This window comes from Vibrio lentus, assembly GCF_002875945.1.
Lineage (GTDB): Bacteria > Pseudomonadota > Gammaproteobacteria > Enterobacterales > Vibrionaceae > Vibrio > Vibrio apostichopi.
The window spans coordinates 1-17,902 of the sequence record NZ_MCZK01000139.1; the positions used below are offsets into that span (position 1 = coordinate 1).

The 17,902-nt window shown below is 45.2% G+C and carries 18 protein-coding genes and 1 tRNA gene; 6 read left to right on the forward strand and 13 right to left on the reverse strand.

Going from position 1 to position 17,902, the window contains the following annotated elements:
* Positions 1-158: 158 nt before the first annotated feature.
* Positions 159-782 (forward strand): trimeric intracellular cation channel family protein, encoded by a 624-nt coding sequence (locus BCT49_RS15125; protein WP_102436303.1) that lies wholly within the window; start codon positions 159-161, stop codon positions 780-782.
* Between the two features lie 108 nt (positions 783-890).
* On the opposite strand, the gene aroC is transcribed toward BCT49_RS15125, so the two are convergent.
* Positions 891-1,976 (reverse strand): chorismate synthase, encoded by a 1,086-nt coding sequence (gene aroC / locus BCT49_RS15130; protein WP_004734182.1) that lies wholly within the window; start codon positions 1,974-1,976, stop codon positions 891-893.
* Positions 1,977-2,367: 391 nt separating this feature from the next.
* On the opposite strand from aroC, the gene BCT49_RS15135 reads away from it, so the two are divergent.
* Positions 2,368-2,781 carry a GNAT family N-acetyltransferase gene (locus BCT49_RS15135; RefSeq protein WP_102436305.1) on the forward strand — a complete coding sequence of 138 codons (414 nt, stop codon included), beginning with the start codon at positions 2,368-2,370 and terminating at the stop codon, positions 2,779-2,781.
* Between the two features lie 113 nt (positions 2,782-2,894).
* Here the strand turns inward: BCT49_RS15135 and BCT49_RS15140 are convergent.
* A tRNA-Arg gene (locus BCT49_RS15140) sits at positions 2,895-2,971 on the reverse strand.
* A 211-nt stretch (positions 2,972-3,182) separates the two neighbouring features.
* On the opposite strand from BCT49_RS15140, the gene folD reads away from it, so the two are divergent.
* Complete coding sequence (folD, locus tag BCT49_RS15145) at positions 3,183-4,040, forward strand: bifunctional methylenetetrahydrofolate dehydrogenase/methenyltetrahydrofolate cyclohydrolase FolD (protein WP_017110310.1); 858 nt, start codon at positions 3,183-3,185, stop codon at positions 4,038-4,040.
* 195 nt (positions 4,041-4,235) lie between these two features.
* Here folD and BCT49_RS15150 read toward each other — a convergent pair whose 3' ends face one another.
* From BCT49_RS15150 to BCT49_RS15170, 5 genes are all read right to left on the reverse strand, one after another.
* Positions 4,236-6,050 (reverse strand): cation:proton antiporter, encoded by a 1,815-nt coding sequence (locus BCT49_RS15150; RefSeq protein WP_102436307.1) that lies wholly within the window; start codon positions 6,048-6,050, stop codon positions 4,236-4,238.
* A 216-nt stretch (positions 6,051-6,266) separates the two neighbouring features.
* The gene (locus BCT49_RS15155; protein WP_102436309.1) at positions 6,267-7,466 is read right to left on the reverse strand and encodes a NupC/NupG family nucleoside CNT transporter; all 1,200 of its coding nucleotides are present in this window, start codon (positions 7,464-7,466) and stop codon (positions 6,267-6,269) included.
* 205 nt (positions 7,467-7,671) lie between these two features.
* Positions 7,672-8,592, reverse strand: coding sequence for a LysR family transcriptional regulator (locus BCT49_RS15160; protein WP_102436311.1), 921 nt, complete (start codon positions 8,590-8,592; stop codon positions 7,672-7,674).
* 151 nt (positions 8,593-8,743) lie between these two features.
* Complete coding sequence (locus tag BCT49_RS15165; protein WP_102436313.1) at positions 8,744-9,742, reverse strand: lytic murein transglycosylase; 999 nt, start codon at positions 9,740-9,742, stop codon at positions 8,744-8,746.
* 29 nt (positions 9,743-9,771) lie between these two features.
* A complete protein-coding gene (locus BCT49_RS15170) occupies positions 9,772-10,062 on the reverse strand; it encodes a YcgL domain-containing protein (protein ID WP_017110315.1) in 291 nt (96 codons plus the stop codon).
* Between the two features lie 222 nt (positions 10,063-10,284).
* Here BCT49_RS15170 and minC point away from each other — a divergent pair, with 222 nt between their 5' ends.
* The 3 genes from minC to minE are packed head-to-tail and all read left to right on the forward strand — an operon-like array spanning position 10,285 to position 12,051.
* Positions 10,285-10,947, forward strand: coding sequence for a septum site-determining protein MinC (minC, locus tag BCT49_RS15175; protein WP_004734174.1), 663 nt, complete (start codon positions 10,285-10,287; stop codon positions 10,945-10,947).
* A gap of 21 nt (positions 10,948-10,968) precedes the next feature.
* Entirely contained in the window at positions 10,969-11,781 is an 813-nt protein-coding gene (gene minD / locus BCT49_RS15180; RefSeq protein ID WP_009848498.1) for a septum site-determining protein MinD, read from the forward strand.
* 6 nt (positions 11,782-11,787) lie between these two features.
* The gene (gene minE / locus BCT49_RS15185) at positions 11,788-12,051 is read left to right on the forward strand and encodes a cell division topological specificity factor MinE (protein ID WP_010436847.1); all 264 of its coding nucleotides are present in this window, start codon (positions 11,788-11,790) and stop codon (positions 12,049-12,051) included.
* A gap of 120 nt (positions 12,052-12,171) precedes the next feature.
* Here the strand turns inward: minE and rnd are convergent, their stop codons facing one another.
* The 6 genes from rnd to tsaB all read right to left on the reverse strand — a co-directional run bounded on the left by rnd (position 12,172) and on the right by tsaB (position 17,877).
* Positions 12,172-13,290, reverse strand: coding sequence for a ribonuclease D (rnd, locus tag BCT49_RS15190; RefSeq protein WP_032500282.1), 1,119 nt, complete (start codon positions 13,288-13,290; stop codon positions 12,172-12,174).
* 142 nt (positions 13,291-13,432) lie between these two features.
* A complete protein-coding gene (gene fadD / locus BCT49_RS15195; protein ID WP_004734190.1) occupies positions 13,433-15,127 on the reverse strand; it encodes a long-chain-fatty-acid--CoA ligase FadD in 1,695 nt (564 codons plus the stop codon).
* Between the two features lie 106 nt (positions 15,128-15,233).
* A complete protein-coding gene (locus BCT49_RS15200) occupies positions 15,234-16,085 on the reverse strand; it encodes an alpha/beta fold hydrolase (RefSeq protein ID WP_102436315.1) in 852 nt (283 codons plus the stop codon).
* Positions 16,086-16,136: 51 nt separating this feature from the next.
* Positions 16,137-16,697: a Slp family lipoprotein gene (locus tag BCT49_RS15205; RefSeq protein WP_102436317.1), complete on the reverse strand. Its 561-nt coding sequence runs from the start codon at positions 16,695-16,697 to the stop codon at positions 16,137-16,139.
* Between the two features lie 39 nt (positions 16,698-16,736).
* Complete coding sequence (locus tag BCT49_RS15210; RefSeq protein WP_017074520.1) at positions 16,737-17,042, reverse strand: hypothetical protein; 306 nt, start codon at positions 17,040-17,042, stop codon at positions 16,737-16,739.
* 133 nt (positions 17,043-17,175) lie between these two features.
* The gene (tsaB, locus tag BCT49_RS15215) at positions 17,176-17,877 is read right to left on the reverse strand and encodes a tRNA (adenosine(37)-N6)-threonylcarbamoyltransferase complex dimerization subunit type 1 TsaB (protein WP_102436319.1); all 702 of its coding nucleotides are present in this window, start codon (positions 17,875-17,877) and stop codon (positions 17,176-17,178) included.
* Positions 17,878-17,902 lie beyond the last annotated feature (25 nt).

Here is a 17,902-nt window from a genome sequence, read left to right on the forward strand (position 1 = left end):
AAGCGGAGAAGAGCCCTTCAGCTAATCTGAAACCTCGATTCACGGTACAAATATTCATTCGTCAAAGCCCGTTTTTACTACTACACTCGCGCTTCATTTTTATATCCCCAAGGCCTATAACTCTCAAATTTATAGACCTAAATAATAGAGCTACAGCAATGCTACTAAGTGTTTTGTATATCATTGGCATCACGGCAGAAGCCATGACCGGCGCTCTCAGCGCTGGCAAACAAAAAATGGATTGGTTTGGTGTAATGCTGGTTGCGAGCGCAACAGCAATCGGCGGCGGTACAGTACGAGATATCCTACTCGGCCATTACCCTCTAGGTTGGGTTGAAAACCCAGAGTACCTTGCGATCACCTGTGTGGCAGGAGTCATCACGACCGGACTCGCTAAATGGGTAATTAAGCTTAAAGGGCTATTCATTCGCTTAGATGCACTGGGACTCATCGTATTCAGTATCATTGGTACTAAAGTGGCGATGACCATGGGTCTGCACCCTATGATTTGTATGGTGTCTGCATTGGTCACTGGCGTGTTTGGTGGCCTGCTGCGCGATCTTATCTGTCGTCAAACGCCACTGGTGTTGCATGAAGAGTTGTACGCATCTGTCGCCCTTGTCGCTTCAGGCTTGTACCTAGGCCTTCTTGAACTAGGCATCAACGATGTGACAGCGACAATCGTGACACTAGTCGTTGGCTACTTGCTGCGCATGGCTGCCGTAAGATTCAAATGGCGCTTGCCTTCGTTCCAGCTTGATCCGGAAAGCTCTGTGCATTAGATATTCTCAATGACGCAGAATATAAAAAGGGTTGCTTCATTACGAAGCAACCCTTTTTTGTTTCTATCAAATCAGTTTCAACTCTGTTCTGAATAAAACCAAGCAGAACTAGATTTTTGGCGTTTCTGTTGTCACACCAAAGTTTTGACCACGGTGACGTAGCAAGTGATCAAGCAGCACGATAGCCAGCATCGCTTCTGCGATAGGCACTGCACGAATACCAACACATGGATCGTGACGACCTTTAGTGATTAGCTGCGTTGCTTCACCATCTTTAGTGATGGTGTCACCAGGAACAGTAATGCTTGATGTCGGCTTAAGTGCAATGCTTGCCACAATATCTTGACCAGTAGAAATACCGCCTAAGATACCACCAGCGTGGTTGCTGCTGAAGCCTTCTGGAGTTAATGGGTCACGGTGTTCACTACCGCGCTGATTAACGACATCGAAGCCATCACCAATCTCAACACCTTTCACCGCATTGATGCTCATTAGAGCGTGCGCGATGTCTGCGTCTAGACGATCAAAGATTGGCTCACCAAGGCCTACAGGCACTTTAGTCGCAACCACTTGGATCTTCGCACCGATCGAGTTGCCTTCTTTTAGCAAGTCACGAATCAGTTGGTCAAATTCCGGTACTTTGTCGGCATCAGGACAGAAGAAAGCGTTGTTCTCGATCTCGTTCCAATCCACTTTATCAATTGAGATATCACCCATTTGAGAAAGGTAAGCTTGGATTTCAACACCAAATTCTTGTTTCAGGTATTTCTTCGCAATCGCACCTGCCGCAACACGCATTGCAGTTTCACGAGCCGAAGAACGACCGCCACCTCGGTAATCACGCACACCGTACTTTTGATGGTAGGTATAATCAGCGTGGCCTGGGCGGAACTTGTCTTTAATTTCGGAATAGTCTTTAGAGCGTTGGTCTGTATTTTCAATCAATAGACCAATAGAAGTACCCGTAGTTTGGCCTTCAAATACACCTGATAGGATTTTCACTTCATCCGCTTCACGGCGAGCCGTTGTATAGCGAGAAGTACCGGGGCGACGACGATCCAAATCTCTTTGAAGGTCTGCTTCGGTAATTTCTAATCCTGGTGGGCACCCATCTACGATACATCCTAGTGCGATACCGTGACTTTCTCCGAACGTAGTCACGCGGAAATGTTGTCCGATACTGTTTCCTGCCATTACTTCCTCTAAATCAGCCATCAATCAGTAGGTTTGATTCCTAAACCAACCAGCTAATAGCTTTACTTGTCTATTCTTCGTGAATTCATAGTGGCTTTATTACCAAATGATGTAAACCCCAAAAAACGAACAATTTTAACTTTCTATTACATGAGCCGAATGAAATGAATAACGAAAGAAATGAGTCGCGCATAAAGAGTCGTGTTTTTAGTATGCTCGAAAGGCAAAAAATCAGCACCTTTGTCCTTTCCGGTTTATCGCCTTTAAGCCAAGTCAGTTATTAAACCAAGTCAGTCATTTTTCCCTCGTAACAAGACCAGTTAACAAAGGTTAATGAACTCGGTTTAAATAGTCTCTATGTTGTAGCCAAAAAATAATAAGGAGAAAAGAGATGATCGAGTGGAGAGTTAAAAAATTTGCGGATCTGTCTGTTCAAGAGCTCTATGATTTCTTGCAACAAAGAGTCGACATTTTTATCGTCGATATGAACACACCGTATAGTGACCTAGACGGCAAGGATAACCACTCAGAGACTTATCACGTCATGGGTTATGAGAACGAGCGTCTTGTCGCTTATAGCCGAATTATGGCTCAGAAGCTGGGATACCCAGTTGGTGTTCTTCCTCTGCTGGATTCTGATGCAACTCGCGAGGTGTACCCTGATTGTTCAATTTTTATTTCGGCACAAGCACATCTCAAAGACTACTATGGTAAATTCGGCTTCGACGTTGTTACCGACAGTTACTTGGAAGACGGGTGCAGTATGTTAGGTCTTAGATATACCCCACAGCTCGTGGCCGTTTAGCAATAACCGAAAGACGGAGACATCTAAATGCAAAACATGGTATTGATAGATTAAGTCGTTCTGAAATGCAAAAAACCCGACAACTCAGAGAGTTATCGGGTTTCTTTAAATAGTGGTACGCCCTGAAGGATTCGAACCTTCGACCACCTCCTTAGAAGGGAGGTGCTCTATCCAGCTGAGCTAAGGGCGCGCTACAGGAAAGGATTATACGAATTCGAATCAGTAAAGCAACGGCTTTGTGTAACATTCTGATCCAAGTGAGTAAAAAAAGGGCAATGAGATTATAAGTGTTGGAAAATAGACCAAAGCAAACGTTTGCTTGATGGTAATCAAAAAGATTTTCTGGAATAATGCGCCCAAAACATCAGCCACTAACTTGAATATCAATACTAAGGAAATTCATGACTGCTCAAAATATTGATGGAAAGCTAATTTCTCAAACCGTTCGCTCTGAAGTTGCGGCACGTGTAAAGGCTCGTACTGAAGCTGGATTACGCGCTCCGGGCCTAGCGGTAGTTTTAGTGGGTGAAGACCCTGCCTCTCAGGTTTACGTTGGAAGTAAGCGTAAAGCCTGTCAAGAAGTAGGCTTCGTTTCAAAGTCTTTTGATTTACCAGCGACGGCGACCGAAAATGATCTGCTAACGCTCGTCGACCAATTAAATGAAGACCCTGAGATTGATGGCATCCTAGTTCAACTGCCTTTACCTGCCGGTATTGATACCACTCACGTTCTTGAGCGTATCACGCCAGAGAAAGACGTTGATGGCTTCCACCCATACAACGTAGGCCGTTTGGCTCAACGTATGCCTAAGCTACGCTCTTGTACGCCTAAAGGCATCATCACATTGCTTGACCGTTACAACATCGACTTACGTGGTAAGCACGCGGTTGTTGTTGGCGCGTCAAACATCGTAGGTCGCCCAATGACCCTAGAGCTTCTTCTAGCAGGTTGCACGACGACAACATGTCACCGCTTCACCAAAGACCTTGAAGGTCATGTACGTCAAGCGGATGTTGTTGTGGTAGCCGTTGGCAAGCCAAACTTCATTCCTGGCGCTTGGATTAAGAAAGGTGCCGTTGTGGTCGATGTAGGTATCAACCGTTTGGAATCTGGCAAACTCGTTGGCGACGTTGAATACGATGTCGCAAAAGAGAGCGCAAGCTTCATCACACCGGTTCCGGGTGGTGTTGGTCCAATGACAGTAGCAAGCCTAATTGAGAACACTATGATTGCTTGTGAGCAGTTTCACTCGAAGTAATTTGCGAACGACAGTCTCGGTAACAATACCGTTGGCATGAATTGCCTCGCCCTAGAGTAAAATAAGCTAGAGCAAAATAAGCTAGAGCAAAATAAGCTAGAGCAAAATAAGCTAGAGCAAAATTAGAAAGCCGCAGCGTGAAAACGTTGCGGCTTTTTTGATACACAGCTAATCGCTTTTTATACAGAGCACTCGCTACTTATCTGAAGTATCAACTCTTTCAATTTGATCCGAAGGCGGCAATAAACTAATGATCGCACACTCCGTTGATATGAGTTTTTCCAAAGCAGAACCTTGTGTCACTAAACGGAAATCACCGCCAGTAATCACACCCAGTGGAATCGCTTTAGGATACAGCGCGTTAAACTCATTAAGGTCAAATGCTTCGGTCAAACCCGTGCTCTTAATTTGGCTGCCTTGAGCCATCAAGGAGTTAAGCTTGGAATAGGTAATTCCTTCCGAAAACAGACTTCTGTTGCCATCTCGGCTCACTGAGTGCCTTTCGTGTTTAGTCTCTGTCGATTCAAGCTCAAACACCTTATTTTCACCGAACTCATCTTGATAATGCATGCTGACTAATGGGTTAGTTTGACGATAAGGCGAGACGATCATCGCGCGCCCTATCCCATCCAATTCCAAATTGTTTTCCGCGTGGCTTGAGGCTGGGTTACCAAAATAGACATTCAGGTTATCCATACGCGCCAAACGAATGCTTTCCCAGTTGGTATCGGCAAGCACACTATTGATGTTGTGTGTCGCCAGCACCTTAGCAAACTGTCTTGCAAAATGAGTCGCGCCAAAGAAGATAACCCCTTGTGCTTTCTCTTGCGTCACACCCAACCTTCTTGCCCACCAACTTGCGGTAAGGCTCTGAATCACAACCGTACCGATGATGACCAAGAACACCATCGGCACCAGTAGATCAGCCCCTTCAATCAATTGCTTCTCTTGAAGTTTGATAGCAAACAAAGAAGAAACGGCAGCAGCGACGATCCCGCGAGGCGCCATCCAACTCAAAAACCATTTATCCGCAGAGGTAAGATCCGTGCCGATCCCGCTGATCCACACACTCAGAGGACGAGCCACCAGCATGACGACCGCTAATAAGCCAATACCGCCCCAACCTATCGAGAGGAAAGTCCCTGAATCGAGTCGACTCGCCAGCAAAATAAACAAAGCGGAAATGAGTAACACGGTTAAGGTCTCTTTGAACTCAATAATATCTTCGAGATCCAAGCCTTTTACGTTAGCGAGCCAGATACCCATGATGGTCACGGTTAATAGGCCAGACTCTTCACTCAGATCGTTAGAAAAAGAGAACGCCGCCAGCATTAACGTCAGGACTGCCACGTTACGCAAATAGTGCGGAACCCAATGCCCTTTCAGCATTTTGGCAATCAAATAGCCACCGATGATCCCTAAGCCTAAACCGATGGCCAGAGTCAGCCCTAAGGCCGACAGGACATGGCCGGTAGGATCAGCTGAAGAGACAATGTATTCGTAAACAAGAACAGCAAACAGAGCGCCAATGGGATCAATCACTATCCCTTCCCAGCGCAAGATACTGCCTAACGACGATTTAGGCTGAATGCTACGCAACATGGGAACAATAACGGTTGGCCCCGTCACCACCACTAGTGCAGCAAACAACGCGGCTAATGGCCAACTGAAATCCACAAAGTAATAAGCACCAACGACAATGCACGCCCATGTAATCAACATGCCGAAACTCACGAGGTGCGTCACCATGCGACCATGACCTCTGATTTCTTTGAAATTCAGGGTCAATGCACCTTCAAACAGAATAATGGCGACACCTAATGAAATCAGCGGAAATAGCACGTCACCAAAAATGGCATCGGGATTAAGGATGTTGAGACCGGGGCCTAAAAGTAGACCGACAATAAGAAGAGGAAGAATAGCAGGAAGACGTAAGCGCCAACCTAACAATTGACACGTTAAAGACAGTAACCCAATTAACGCCAAGGATGAAGTAATCGACAAATCCATTTGTGCCCCTAAAAGGTTTGCACCACACCCTGTGGTACAAACTTATTAACTGAATAAGAAAAACTACGTCATTACACTATAGGATCTCTTTATCACACTAACCGAATATTATTGTGATTAATCAGTCACTTTACTTATGGGACAACACAGTATTAAAAATCTAACTGGGTACTTAGAACCCAGTTAGAAAATACTTATCAATTAACGAGGAAGGGCTTAAAGAGAAAGCACCACGCCAGCAATCGCTGCGCTCATTAAGTTGGCAAGCACACCTGCACAAATCGCTTTAAAGCCGTATTGTGAGATGAAAGAACGACGCTCTGGAACTAAGCTACCCAAACCACCAATCAGAATTGCCATCGTAGAGATATTGGCAAAACCACATAGTGCAAAAGTCACGATCGCTTTTGAGTGCTCACTCAGTGCGTCTTTCATGTCCATTAACTGGATGAAAGCCACAAACTCGTTCACAACGATCTTGTTACCGATCAGCGAGCCTGCAACCACAGCCTCAGACCACGGCACACCGATCAGCCATGCAACGGGTGCGAACACATAACCTAGGATAAGTTCGAAGCTTAGGTTTACGCCAAACCAACCACCAACAATACCTAACAAGCCATTCAGCATTGCAATCACACTGATAAAGGCCAGAAGTGTCGCACCCACCGCAACGGCAATACGAAGTCCAGACATAGCCCCATCTGCCATTGCCTCAACTACGTTTGTTGCTCGTGGAATTTCAACGTCAGACTCAATATTTTCTTGAGCCTCATCTGCATTACCTGGTACCAAAATCTTAGCCATCAATAGACCAGCTGGAGCAGACATGAATGCCGCAGCGATCAGGTAGTTCAAATCAACACCAAGCGATGCATAACCGACTAACGTGCCACCAGCTACAGAAGCCAAACCACACACCATTACGGCAAACAGTTGTGAATCCGTCATGTGCTTCAAGTAAGGCTTAACCACCAATGGCGCTTCGATCATGCCAACAAAGATGTTCGCTGTTGCAGACAGTGATTCCGCACGACCTGTACCTAAGAACTTTTGCAAAGCACCACCGATAAGGTTGATCACCTTCGGCATAAAGCCGATGTGGTACAAACCTGAAATCAATGCAGAGAAAAAGATAATGATGCCGAGAACGTTAATAGCGAAAACAAATCCGTTATTCGTTAGGCCACCAAATAGGAAGTTAATCCCCTCTTGACCGTAGTTGATCAAGCTAGACACCGCACCAGTAGCTGCATTCAGCGCTTCTTTACCCATTGGCACATAAAGAACCAATAATGCGAATGAGATTTGCAGTAAGAAAGCCAAAGAGACGGTTCTTAGCGGGATATTTTTTCTGTCCGTAGATAGTAACCAAGCGGCCACTAAAATAGTGATAATTCCAAGTAGGGAAGCCATATGCGTCAACCTAAAATTTGTAGGTAGGAAAGGCGACGCATTGTATAGAGGAAATCGTTTGCGGCAAGGTGCGGTTGTTAATGTGATGTTGGGATTATCACTGCACCACCTATGATTATATTAAAGCATTGAATTTTAATGATTTAACTTGATTAGAAAGCATACTTTTTCCATATGGAAATTATATTTATAGATTAGGAAACAGTTAACGGTGCAGCTCAACGCAAGTTTTGAGGTTTTCATCCCAATAAGTTGGCGACCCGATATGATCTTTGATGAACTCAATCACTGCTGAAAGCTTCTTCGGCATGTTCTTTCTACTCGGATACACAGCGTAAAATGGCATCAGCTGACTCGCTCGCCATTCTGGTAATACTTGGATGAGCTTGCCCGTTCTAAACTCTTCTTTGACTAAGTAAGTCGCCAGATAAGCAACGCCCCAACCCGATACTGCCGCGTCTCGTACCGCCTCAGCCAAATCCACCGAATAGTCGCCCGCCACTTTAACACTGAGGTTTTCTTGGCCGTTATCAAATGCCCATGATGTGTAGTCCCGTTCACGGCTACGATAGATAAGGCAGTTATGGTCAATCAGATCAGATGGCACATGAGGAGTACCAGCTTTAATCAGATAATCCGGTGATGCCGCCACTACAAACTGGCTATCAGCCAAGCGCTGCGCAATATAACCTTCAGGCAGATCTTCATTGTTGGTGATCCAGAGATCCAGTCGCTCTTCAATCATATCCACTTTGTAGTCGAACAAGTGGACTTCGATTCTTAGCTGCGGATAGAGCTGTCTGAGCTGATCAATAGCAGGAATGATATGCAGTGTGCCAAATGACTGTGATAATCCTACTCGCAATATCCCAGAGATATCATCTCGTTGGCTGTCCATATCCATTTGAGCCGCTTTCACCGTGTTGAACAGCTGCTCACAGTGCTGATAGAACACTTCCCCTGCTTCGGTTAATGTCAGGCTACGTGTGGTTCTTTGCACCAGCTTGATACCTATCGAGTCTTCGAGTAAAGCAATTTGCTTACTGATGTGAGACACCGACACATTCAAACTTTTTGCAGCACTGGTAAAGCCTTCATGCTTGATTAACGCATGGAATATCACCATCTGTGCGGCTCTATCTGTTAGCACAAGACCACCTTTAAAATCTCTGAAATATAAAAGAAAAAGGACTCCGAAGAGTCCTTTAGTTCGTTCTGCCTATAGTAGGCCAAATGCTATTCAAAGCGGCCTAAATCAATTAACCAAATTAGGTCGACTAATCAAACTTAATTCTGTCTGCTAGGTGGCTAACCGCCAACGCAAAGTAGTAAGAACGATTCCACTTCATTAACACATTGTAGTTGTTGTAAATGAGGTACGAACGACCGGTTTCATCGTCTGGCATAATTAGCCAAGCTTTAATGTCTTCATCAAGCGTTGGTAATGGGCGGTCGTCAAAGCGCTTAATACCGAGTTCAGACCACTCTTTTAGGTATTTCGCTTTGTCTTCACCTCGGCCTTGCATCTCGATAGACACGCTTGCCGGAACATGAACCTGACGGCCCCACGTATATTTGTCATCCCAACCTGATTGGCTGAGATAATTAGCCGCTGAAGCAAATACATCTTCTTCAGTGCCCCAAATATCTTTCTTACCGTCGCCGTTACCGTCAGCGGCATAAGCTAAGAATGAGCTTGGCATAAACTGAGGCTGCCCCATCGCGCCAGCCCAAGAACCTTTCATCTCTTTGGGTGCGATATGGCCTTGGTCAAGAATCGTTAACGCTGCCATCGCTTCGCTGCGGAACAACGCTTCTCTGCGTCCTTCGTAAGCCATAGTGGTTAAAGCATCAATAACACTGTAATTACCCGTGAACTTACCAAAATTACTTTCTACGCCCCATAGAGCGACAATGAACCTTGGTTGAACGCCGTACTCATCACCAATACGCTTTAACGCTGTGTAGTGTTCCTTATAAAGCGATCTTGCCTGTTTCACTTTCCAATCTGGCACCGCTCGTGGAATGTATTCATCCAGAGTCAGTTTTTTCTCAGGTTGGTTCTTATCGGCTTTGACTGCTCTCGGCTTAAACGTCACACCATCAAAGGCTTCTTCAATGATCGCTTCAGAAATGCCTTGTTCACGGCCTTGCTGCTTTAGCTTTTCTACATATTGTTCAAAGCTAAGCTCTTCAGCCTGTACTGAACCGATAGTCAAGCTATTACCCAACAGCAATGCTGACACGGCTAATAGGGTCTTAGAAAATTTACTCAACGATCATTCCTCCTTGAATTAGGTGGCTATCACTCTTCGTCTTGAACATTTTGCTGAGCTTTACGCTCTTTATGCAGTTCAAGTTCGTTAACCGGCGGAGGCGGAACCTGCAAAAAGAAACCATCGTTTTTTAGTGACTCTTTCACTTTTTCGATGCTGACTTGGGCAAGCGTGCGGCCTTCCATTTTAATTACCATTACAAAGCTAGGTTTACCAAACATTTGCATCAGTGCGTCAGGGACTTGTGAGAAATCATCCTTTTTCGGGATATAAAGGTATGTTCCTTCTTTTTTTGAGCTTTTATATATAGAACACAGCATGACAAACCTTTTTTAAATGTTTATGGCTACAAAACTCTCACTTGTGAGTTCAATAGTTTATGTTGATGAATTATTGGGGACAAAACGTTTATTTGACAACAAGATTACTTGCTGTGCTTGGTTTGGGAATATAACATGATAAACCTAGTTTCAGGCAATGCCCTTTATCTTTAAGATGAAAGAAATTGTACCTATCCACAATTGAGGTCCTGTAGTTTTTCGATGTCTAGTAACCCAGATCTAAAAGGTAGCAGTTTCACGCTATCTGTTTTGCACTTATCCGATGATCAAGTCGAAAATGCAGTGTCTTTTCTTCAAGAGAAGGTAGACCAAGCACCTACTTTTTTTGCCGCGGCTCCTGTTGTTATCAACATAAGTAAAGTAGCTGGCGATATTGATTTCGTACAGCTCAAAAATGGTATATCTCAAGCGGGTATGATCCCGGTTGGTGTGGCAGGTTGCTCAGATAAGCGCATGCAAAACTTAGCCAGAGATGCAGGTTTTGCCGTTATGACAGCGAGCAAGTCGCCTTCTCAAGCTCCGGCGAAGATGGCTCCGATAAAAGTGGTGCGAACCCCGATTCGCTCTGGTCAGCAAGTGTATGCCAAAGACGGCGATTTGCTGATTCTCAGCCACGTAAGTGCTGGCGCAGAAGTGATTGCCGATGGCAGCATCCACATTCATGGCACGCTACGCGGTCGCGCGATTGCAGGTGCAAGTGGTCAAACTGAAGCAAAAATAATTTGTAATGATTTACAAGCCGAGCTGGTTTCCATTGCAGGAAATTACTGGCTCAGCGATCAAATTGATAGCGAGTACTGGCAAAAGAAAACCATGTTCAGTATGGCAAACGATGTATTACACGTTGATGTCCTCGCAATATAAGAGAAATAAAAGGAAAAAAGAATGGCACGCATTATCGTTGTAACGTCAGGTAAAGGCGGGGTGGGCAAAACGACCTCCAGTGCAGCTATTGCCTCTGGCTTAGCTCTGAAAGGGAAGAAAACAGCGGTTATCGATTTTGATATCGGTCTGCGTAACCTAGATCTAATCATGGGTTGTGAGCGTCGTGTTGTGTACGACTTCGTTAACGTGATCAATGGTGAAGCGACGCTGAACCAAGCAATGATCAAAGACAAGCGCACAGAGAACCTATTCATTCTTCCGGCTTCTCAAACTCGTGATAAAGATGCATTGACGAAAGATGGCGTTCGTCGTGTATTTGATGAACTGGATGAAATGGGCTTTGATTTCATCATCTGTGATTCTCCTGCGGGTATCGAGCAAGGTGCTCTAATGGCGCTTTACTTTGCTGATGAAGCGATTGTAACCACTAACCCTGAAGTCTCTTCGGTACGCGATTCAGACCGTATTCTAGGTATTCTTGATTCTAAATCTCGTCGTTCTGAAGACGGATTAGAGCCAGTGAAAACGCACCTTCTACTGACTCGCTACAACCCAGCACGTGTAACTCAAGGTGAGATGCTAAGTGTTGAAGACGTTGAAGAAATTCTACACATATCTCTACTGGGTGTGATTCCAGAGAGCCAAGCAGTACTGAACGCGTCAAACAAGGGTGTTCCGGTTATCTTTGACGAAGCAACCGACGCAGGTATGGCTTACAATGATACTGTAGAGCGACTACTGGGTAGCCAAGTGGACTTCCGTTTCTTAACGGAACAGAAGAAAGGCATCTTCAAAAGACTGTTCGGGGGCTAATACGCAATGTCATTACTAGAGTTTTTCAGACCACAAAAAAAGACAACCGCAAACCTAGCCAAAGAGCGTTTGCAGATCATTGTTGCTGAGCGACGCAGCCATGACGACCCTGCACCATCATACTTACCGCAACTGAAAGAAGACATCTTGAAGTGTATTGCAAAGTATGTGGAAGTCGATCCGTCAATGGTTGATCTGACTTTCGAACACAAAGATGACGACATCTCCGTATTAGAGCTGAACGTTAAGCTTCCAGAAGAAGATCGATAAGTAGAGCCTGAGCTGTGCTTATCAATCTTCAATAAAAAAAGAGAGCTTAGGCTCTCTTTTTTGTGTCTGAAACTTTTATCTCTAAAGCATTCGTTGCTTGCTTAAGATATAGATATACAGTTATTTGATTGCTTTGTTTAGCTTCTCGCCTACTACGTCTAGACGCCAACCTTGCATTACATCAGGCAGCTTCTCTGGATTACGATCGTACTTCCAAATCCAGCTTAACACTTGATTAAGTTGCTTCTTCGACGCCAAAAATTCCGTCGCTAAACCACTGTGTTGCGATGCTGTTTTCACTTCATCTTTCAACACTTTAAAGAGTTGCTTGTAACCTGGGTAGTCCATTAGACGTTCTACTGGCGCTGGGTATTCTTCTTCTGGCGTATGCTCAGCTAACTTCACGATAGAGCTGATCTTCGCACCATGGCGACGTACAGAGCGGTAATCAAAACCTTCCTGTTCCATATGCTTAGGATCTTTCATTGCAAATCGAGCCACGGCCCATAAGTCTTGCTCTTTAAAGACAAAGTTCAACGCTAAATCACGCTTGATCGCTTCTTTTAAACGCCAAGTTGCTAGCGGTCTTAAAATAGCTAGTTGCTGAGGCTTGAGCTGCCACGCGCCTTTGATATCAAGGTAAGCGTTGTCTGGGTTTGCTTTACGGATGCGCTTTGCCACTTGTAAATCAGACTCTTGCTGCGCTGCTTCCCACCAGCCCGCTTCCATCACTTTTTCTAGAAGCTTGTTGTACATTGGCATCAAGTAGTGAACGTCTGCTGCTGCGTAGTCGAGTTGCTTTTGAGAAAGCGGACGCGCTAGCCAATCAGTACGAGATTCACTCTTATCTAGGTCAACGCCTACAAACTCAGAAACCAGAGCTGCAAAGCCAGTTGAAAGACCATGACCTAAGAAGGCCGCCATGATCTGCGTATCCACCATTGGTGTTGGCGTACAACCAAATGCGTTCTGGAAAACTTCCAGATCTTCGCCACACGCATGCAACACTTTCAGTACTGACGTGTCTTTCAACAGCCCAACAAACGGTGTCATTTCATCAAGAGCAATAGGATCAATCAGTGACAGCGTTTCACCATCAAATAACTGAATTAAGCCTAATTGAGGGTAATAGGTTCTTGTACGAACGAACTCTGTATCAAGCATAACAACATCGGCTTCACGTGCTTGTTGGCAAACTCGCTCAAGGTCTTTAACTTGGGTAATGATTTGATAATCCACAAAAACTCTCACTGATTTTACTTTGATCGCCGGATACAAAAATGCCGACATTAACTGTCGGCATTCTAACACCATTTTTCAGCGCTCGCTTAGATTAAGCGCCTGAATGGTTTCGGGTGCTCATTTCTCGCAAACCCGAGCATTACTCACTTGCGCGTTTGGCAAGCTCTGCGTCGTTTTCTTCACGAAGCACTCGGCGCAAGATTTTGCCTACATTGGTTTTTGGTAGTTCTTCACGGAACTCAATCAATTTAGGGATCTTGTAGCCTGTTAGGTGTTCACGGCAGTGCGCGATAATATCTTCTTTGGTTAGGCTAGGGTCACGTTTCACCACGTAAATCTTAACTAACTCACCAGACACTTCATGAGGTTGGCCGATAGCCGCAACTTCCAACACTTTGCCATGCAGAGCCACTACGTCTTCAATCTCGTTCGGGTAAACGTTGAAGCCAGACACAAGAATCATGTCTTTCTTACGGTCTACGATGTACAACAAGCCTTCGTCATCAAACTTAACGATATCACCCGTCGATAACCAACCATCTTGGTCGATCACTTCTTTAGTCGCTTCTGGACGTTGCCAGTAGCCTTGCATCACTTGAGGACCACGAACCTGCAATTCACCCACTTGGTCATTGCCAACCACTTTACCTTCATCATCAACAATACGAACTTCTGTTGATGGTACTGGTAGGCCGATTGCACCTGTGTAGTCTTTCAGATCGTATGGGTTACCTGTTACCAGAGGAGCACATTCGGTTAAACCATAGCCTTCCAGTAGGTGGACACCTGTCGCTTTCTTCCATTGCTCAGCAACAGCGCGTTGAACCGCCATACCACCGCCAACAGATAAACGCATGTTACTGAAATCCAGCTCGTGGAAATCTTCGTTATTCACTAAAGCATTGAACAAGGTGTTTACACCAGTAATCGCGGTAAACGGAACCTTTTGTAGCTCTTTAATAAAGCCTGGAATGTCACGAGGGTTAGTAATCAGAAGGTTACGACCACCCATCTCAACAAACAGTAAGCAGTTCACAGTCAGTGCGAACACGTGGTAAAGCGGCAATGCCGTTACCACCAATTCACGGCCTTCTTGCAGTACCGGGCTATATGCCCCTTTCGCTTGAAGTACGTTCGCAATCATATTGCGGTGCGTTAGAATTGCGCCCTTCGCTACGCCCGTTGTACCACCTGTGTACTGTAGGAATGCGATGTCATCGCCAGCCATAAATGGCTTCACGTATTGTAGGCGACGGCCTTTATGCAGTGCTTTTCTGAATGAGATAGCACCCGGCAGGTCGTACTTAGGTACCATACCTTTTACGTATTTCACTACGAAGTCGACAATCGTACCTTTTGCTCGTGGCAGCATTTGCCCCAAGCTGGTTAGCACAACGTGTTTAACCGGAGTTTTATCAACGACTTTCTCTAGTGTGCTCGCAAAGTTAGAAACGATAACAATCGCCTTTGCACCAGAGTCATTCAATTGGTGTTCAAGTTCACGAGGCGTGTACAGTGGGTTGACGTTCACTGCAATCATACCTGCACGCAGTACACCAAAGAGTGCAATTGGGTATTGCAGCAGGTTTGGCATCATCAGCGCGACACGATCGCCTTTCTTCAGTTTTAGATCATTCTGCAAGTAAGCAGCAAAAGCACGACTGCGCTCTTCAAGCTTACGGAATGTCATGATAGATCCCATGTTCTCGAATGCTGGTTGGTCTGCGTACTTCTGTACCGACTGTTCGAACATTTCAATAAGAGATGGGTACTGATCTGGGTTGATCGTCTCTGGTACGTCACTTGGATAACGTGAAAGCCAAGGTTTGTCCACTATGTTACTCCTCGTTTATCAGCTGACGACTGCTTCGCCGCTTTTTATCATTGCGGTATTACAGCACAGCTTTAGTGCATGAGCACTAAAAGGCTCAAACACTTGTTTAAATTTTGTTAACTACACCAAGAATTAGCTCTGAAACTAGCTCTGGGCTCTCTAAATGGCAATGATGTCCGCCAGGAACAGTCTCTATATTCAGAGAACTATGGGCTGATTTGTAGCGATTATGCTGCAAATGTCGGAATCCATCATTTCCTAAAACTATTAATTGAGGGCATTCAATAGCCGCCATGATCGCTTCAGCATGCGCTTGTGACATTCGATATAACGAGTCACATTTTAGGTTAGGGTCGCATCGCCATTGCCAACAGTTATCGAACTCAACGATTCCTCGTTCAACAATAGGAGCAATAAGTTCTGCTTTGATTTGATTGGCGTGAGCTCTCAGCTTAATAGCATCCTCAAGACTTGCTAGAGGATGTGAAGGCTTTCTTCGCTGTCGAAGACGACTGAGTACCCCATCCCTCAAGCGAGAGACTGTTTCGTGGGGAGCTTCTGAAAGAGGTCCGTGACCTTCAATTTGAATCAATCCTGACACCTTTTCAGGAAAGGCGGCACTATAGCAACTTGCGATCAATGCACCAAGTGAATGTCCTACTAGTACCAGTCTGTTTGGTGATAATTTAGTCACCAACTGATGCAAATCATCAATATAGTCGTGAAACGGATAGTAACTGCCCGACTTATGCGATGAAAAGCCATGACCAAAGAGATCTATCGCAACCAGATGAGAGTTGGGTGAAAGTACTTCTAGATTCGAGATAACAGAAGAGAAACTCGCGGAGTTATCTAACCACCCATGAATAAAAACGACCGTCGTAGCGGTCGTTTCTGGGTTACCAATCTGTTGTGTTGCAAGCGTCCCGCTCGCAAGGGAATATGACTTTTCAATCATCGAGAGTTTGTCGCCCTTAAATTGTTCTATTCATCGAGTTCACATACTCGACTATTCCACGTCTTGAATCACACGTCCGTGCTTAGGCATTGTCTGAAAACTACGACAATGCAAGCTTCGGCAAGAGTAATACGTTGGAGCAAAGTCGTTGATGACGACTCGTTCCGTGATCTGCCATAAGCGTTGGTTGTAGACGTTCATCACTGGGAAGGTGTAAGGGTAATCACCAATGGTGCCATCTTCAGTGCCATTCGATTTACCCACTAAGGTCACCAAACGCCCTTCAGAAAAGCTTAATGGTTCAACATACCCATCAATGTAAGCGACAAAGCGCCCTTTTGGCTCGGCATCAATATCTGGCTTACCGTTACTTGAGATAGGCAAGTTAACCACTTCAACACGAGTCTTATCTTGCATGTTCGTGACTTTGGCAATCACGCCACCTAAACGAACATCGCCAGCATCTGGCACTGTGTTTACCCACTCTTGGTAGTCCGTCACGACTTGTTCAGAGTTTGCATTAAGTTCTTCAGGTAAAGAGGAGCAGCCCATCACCATCGAAGAGAAAGCGACAAGGAAAAATAAGCGAGATTTAGAAATGAGAGAAAACATAATGCTGGTCCTTAGAACAGGATAAATAAAAGCACGAAGCTAGATATAAATATCGACCCCAATAAGCTTCGCAAGTTCCTCTTTTTTAGCTTGATTCATCACATCCATATACTCTTCCATCGCACGTCGCCCACGTCCTTCTGGAAGATCATATTGAACCTGAGCTTTGTGAATCTCAGATTCTTTGACTTGGCGGATGGAATGCGAGACAGCATTCGCAACCTTAGTTGGCTGACCAACTGAGGTTTTTGCATCGCCTTTTTTTACCTCGTTCTTTTTATTGGTTCGATTGGTTTTGGATGTATTGCCTATCGAAGAAGGAGGTAAGCCGTTTATTGAAACCATGCTTAAGGAATTTTGTACCTGAGTTTAATGATTTTTTATCTGTTTTAATTTTGGCTCTGCAAAGTGAATGACAAAACCAAAGTAAGGCGTGAAACAACACGCCTTACTTGTAGTTTACTCACAAACTAGCGGTTTATTCGCGACCTGGCAGTTTCTTCCAAGTCACTTTATCACGCAGGTAAACTGGCTCTGACTCTTCAGCTGCAACCGCTTTGCCTTCTGCGTAAGCAAATTGAGCAAGGAACGCCATATCTTGAGCTTCTGGGAACAGAACCTCACACGCTTTGGTGTTGATCGCTAGTGTATCCATGTGCTCTGCGTACGCTTCCCAACCGGTGCCTACTTTTGCCCATGTCTCAGAATCCGCTTCAAGCTGCGTAGCCAATTCACTTGGTGGTGTAACACACTCAGCATCAACTGCAGTCCAACGACCGTCTTGTTCACGGCTGTAGCGAGCCCAGTACACTTCGCTCATACGAGCATCAATCGCTGTTGCTACGTGAGTTTCACCAAATTTACGGTAGCTGCCCTGCGCCATCGCCGCCAGTGTAGACACACCGATCATCGGTAAATCAGCACCGAAAGCCAAGCCTTGAGCAATACCAATACCAATACGTACGCCCGTGAAGCTGCCCGGGCCTTGGCCAAACGCGATTGCGTCGATATCGGTTAAAGCGATGTTCGCCTCTTTCAGTACTTCATCAACCATAGGTAGAATTTTTTTCGTATGGTCTCGAGGAGCCTCTTCGCTACGTGCGAACACCTGGTCACCCATTACTAGTGCAACTGAACAGTTTTCAGTTGCGGTATCTACTGCAAGAATTTTCGCGCTCATTCGTGTCTCAAATATTCGTTATCTA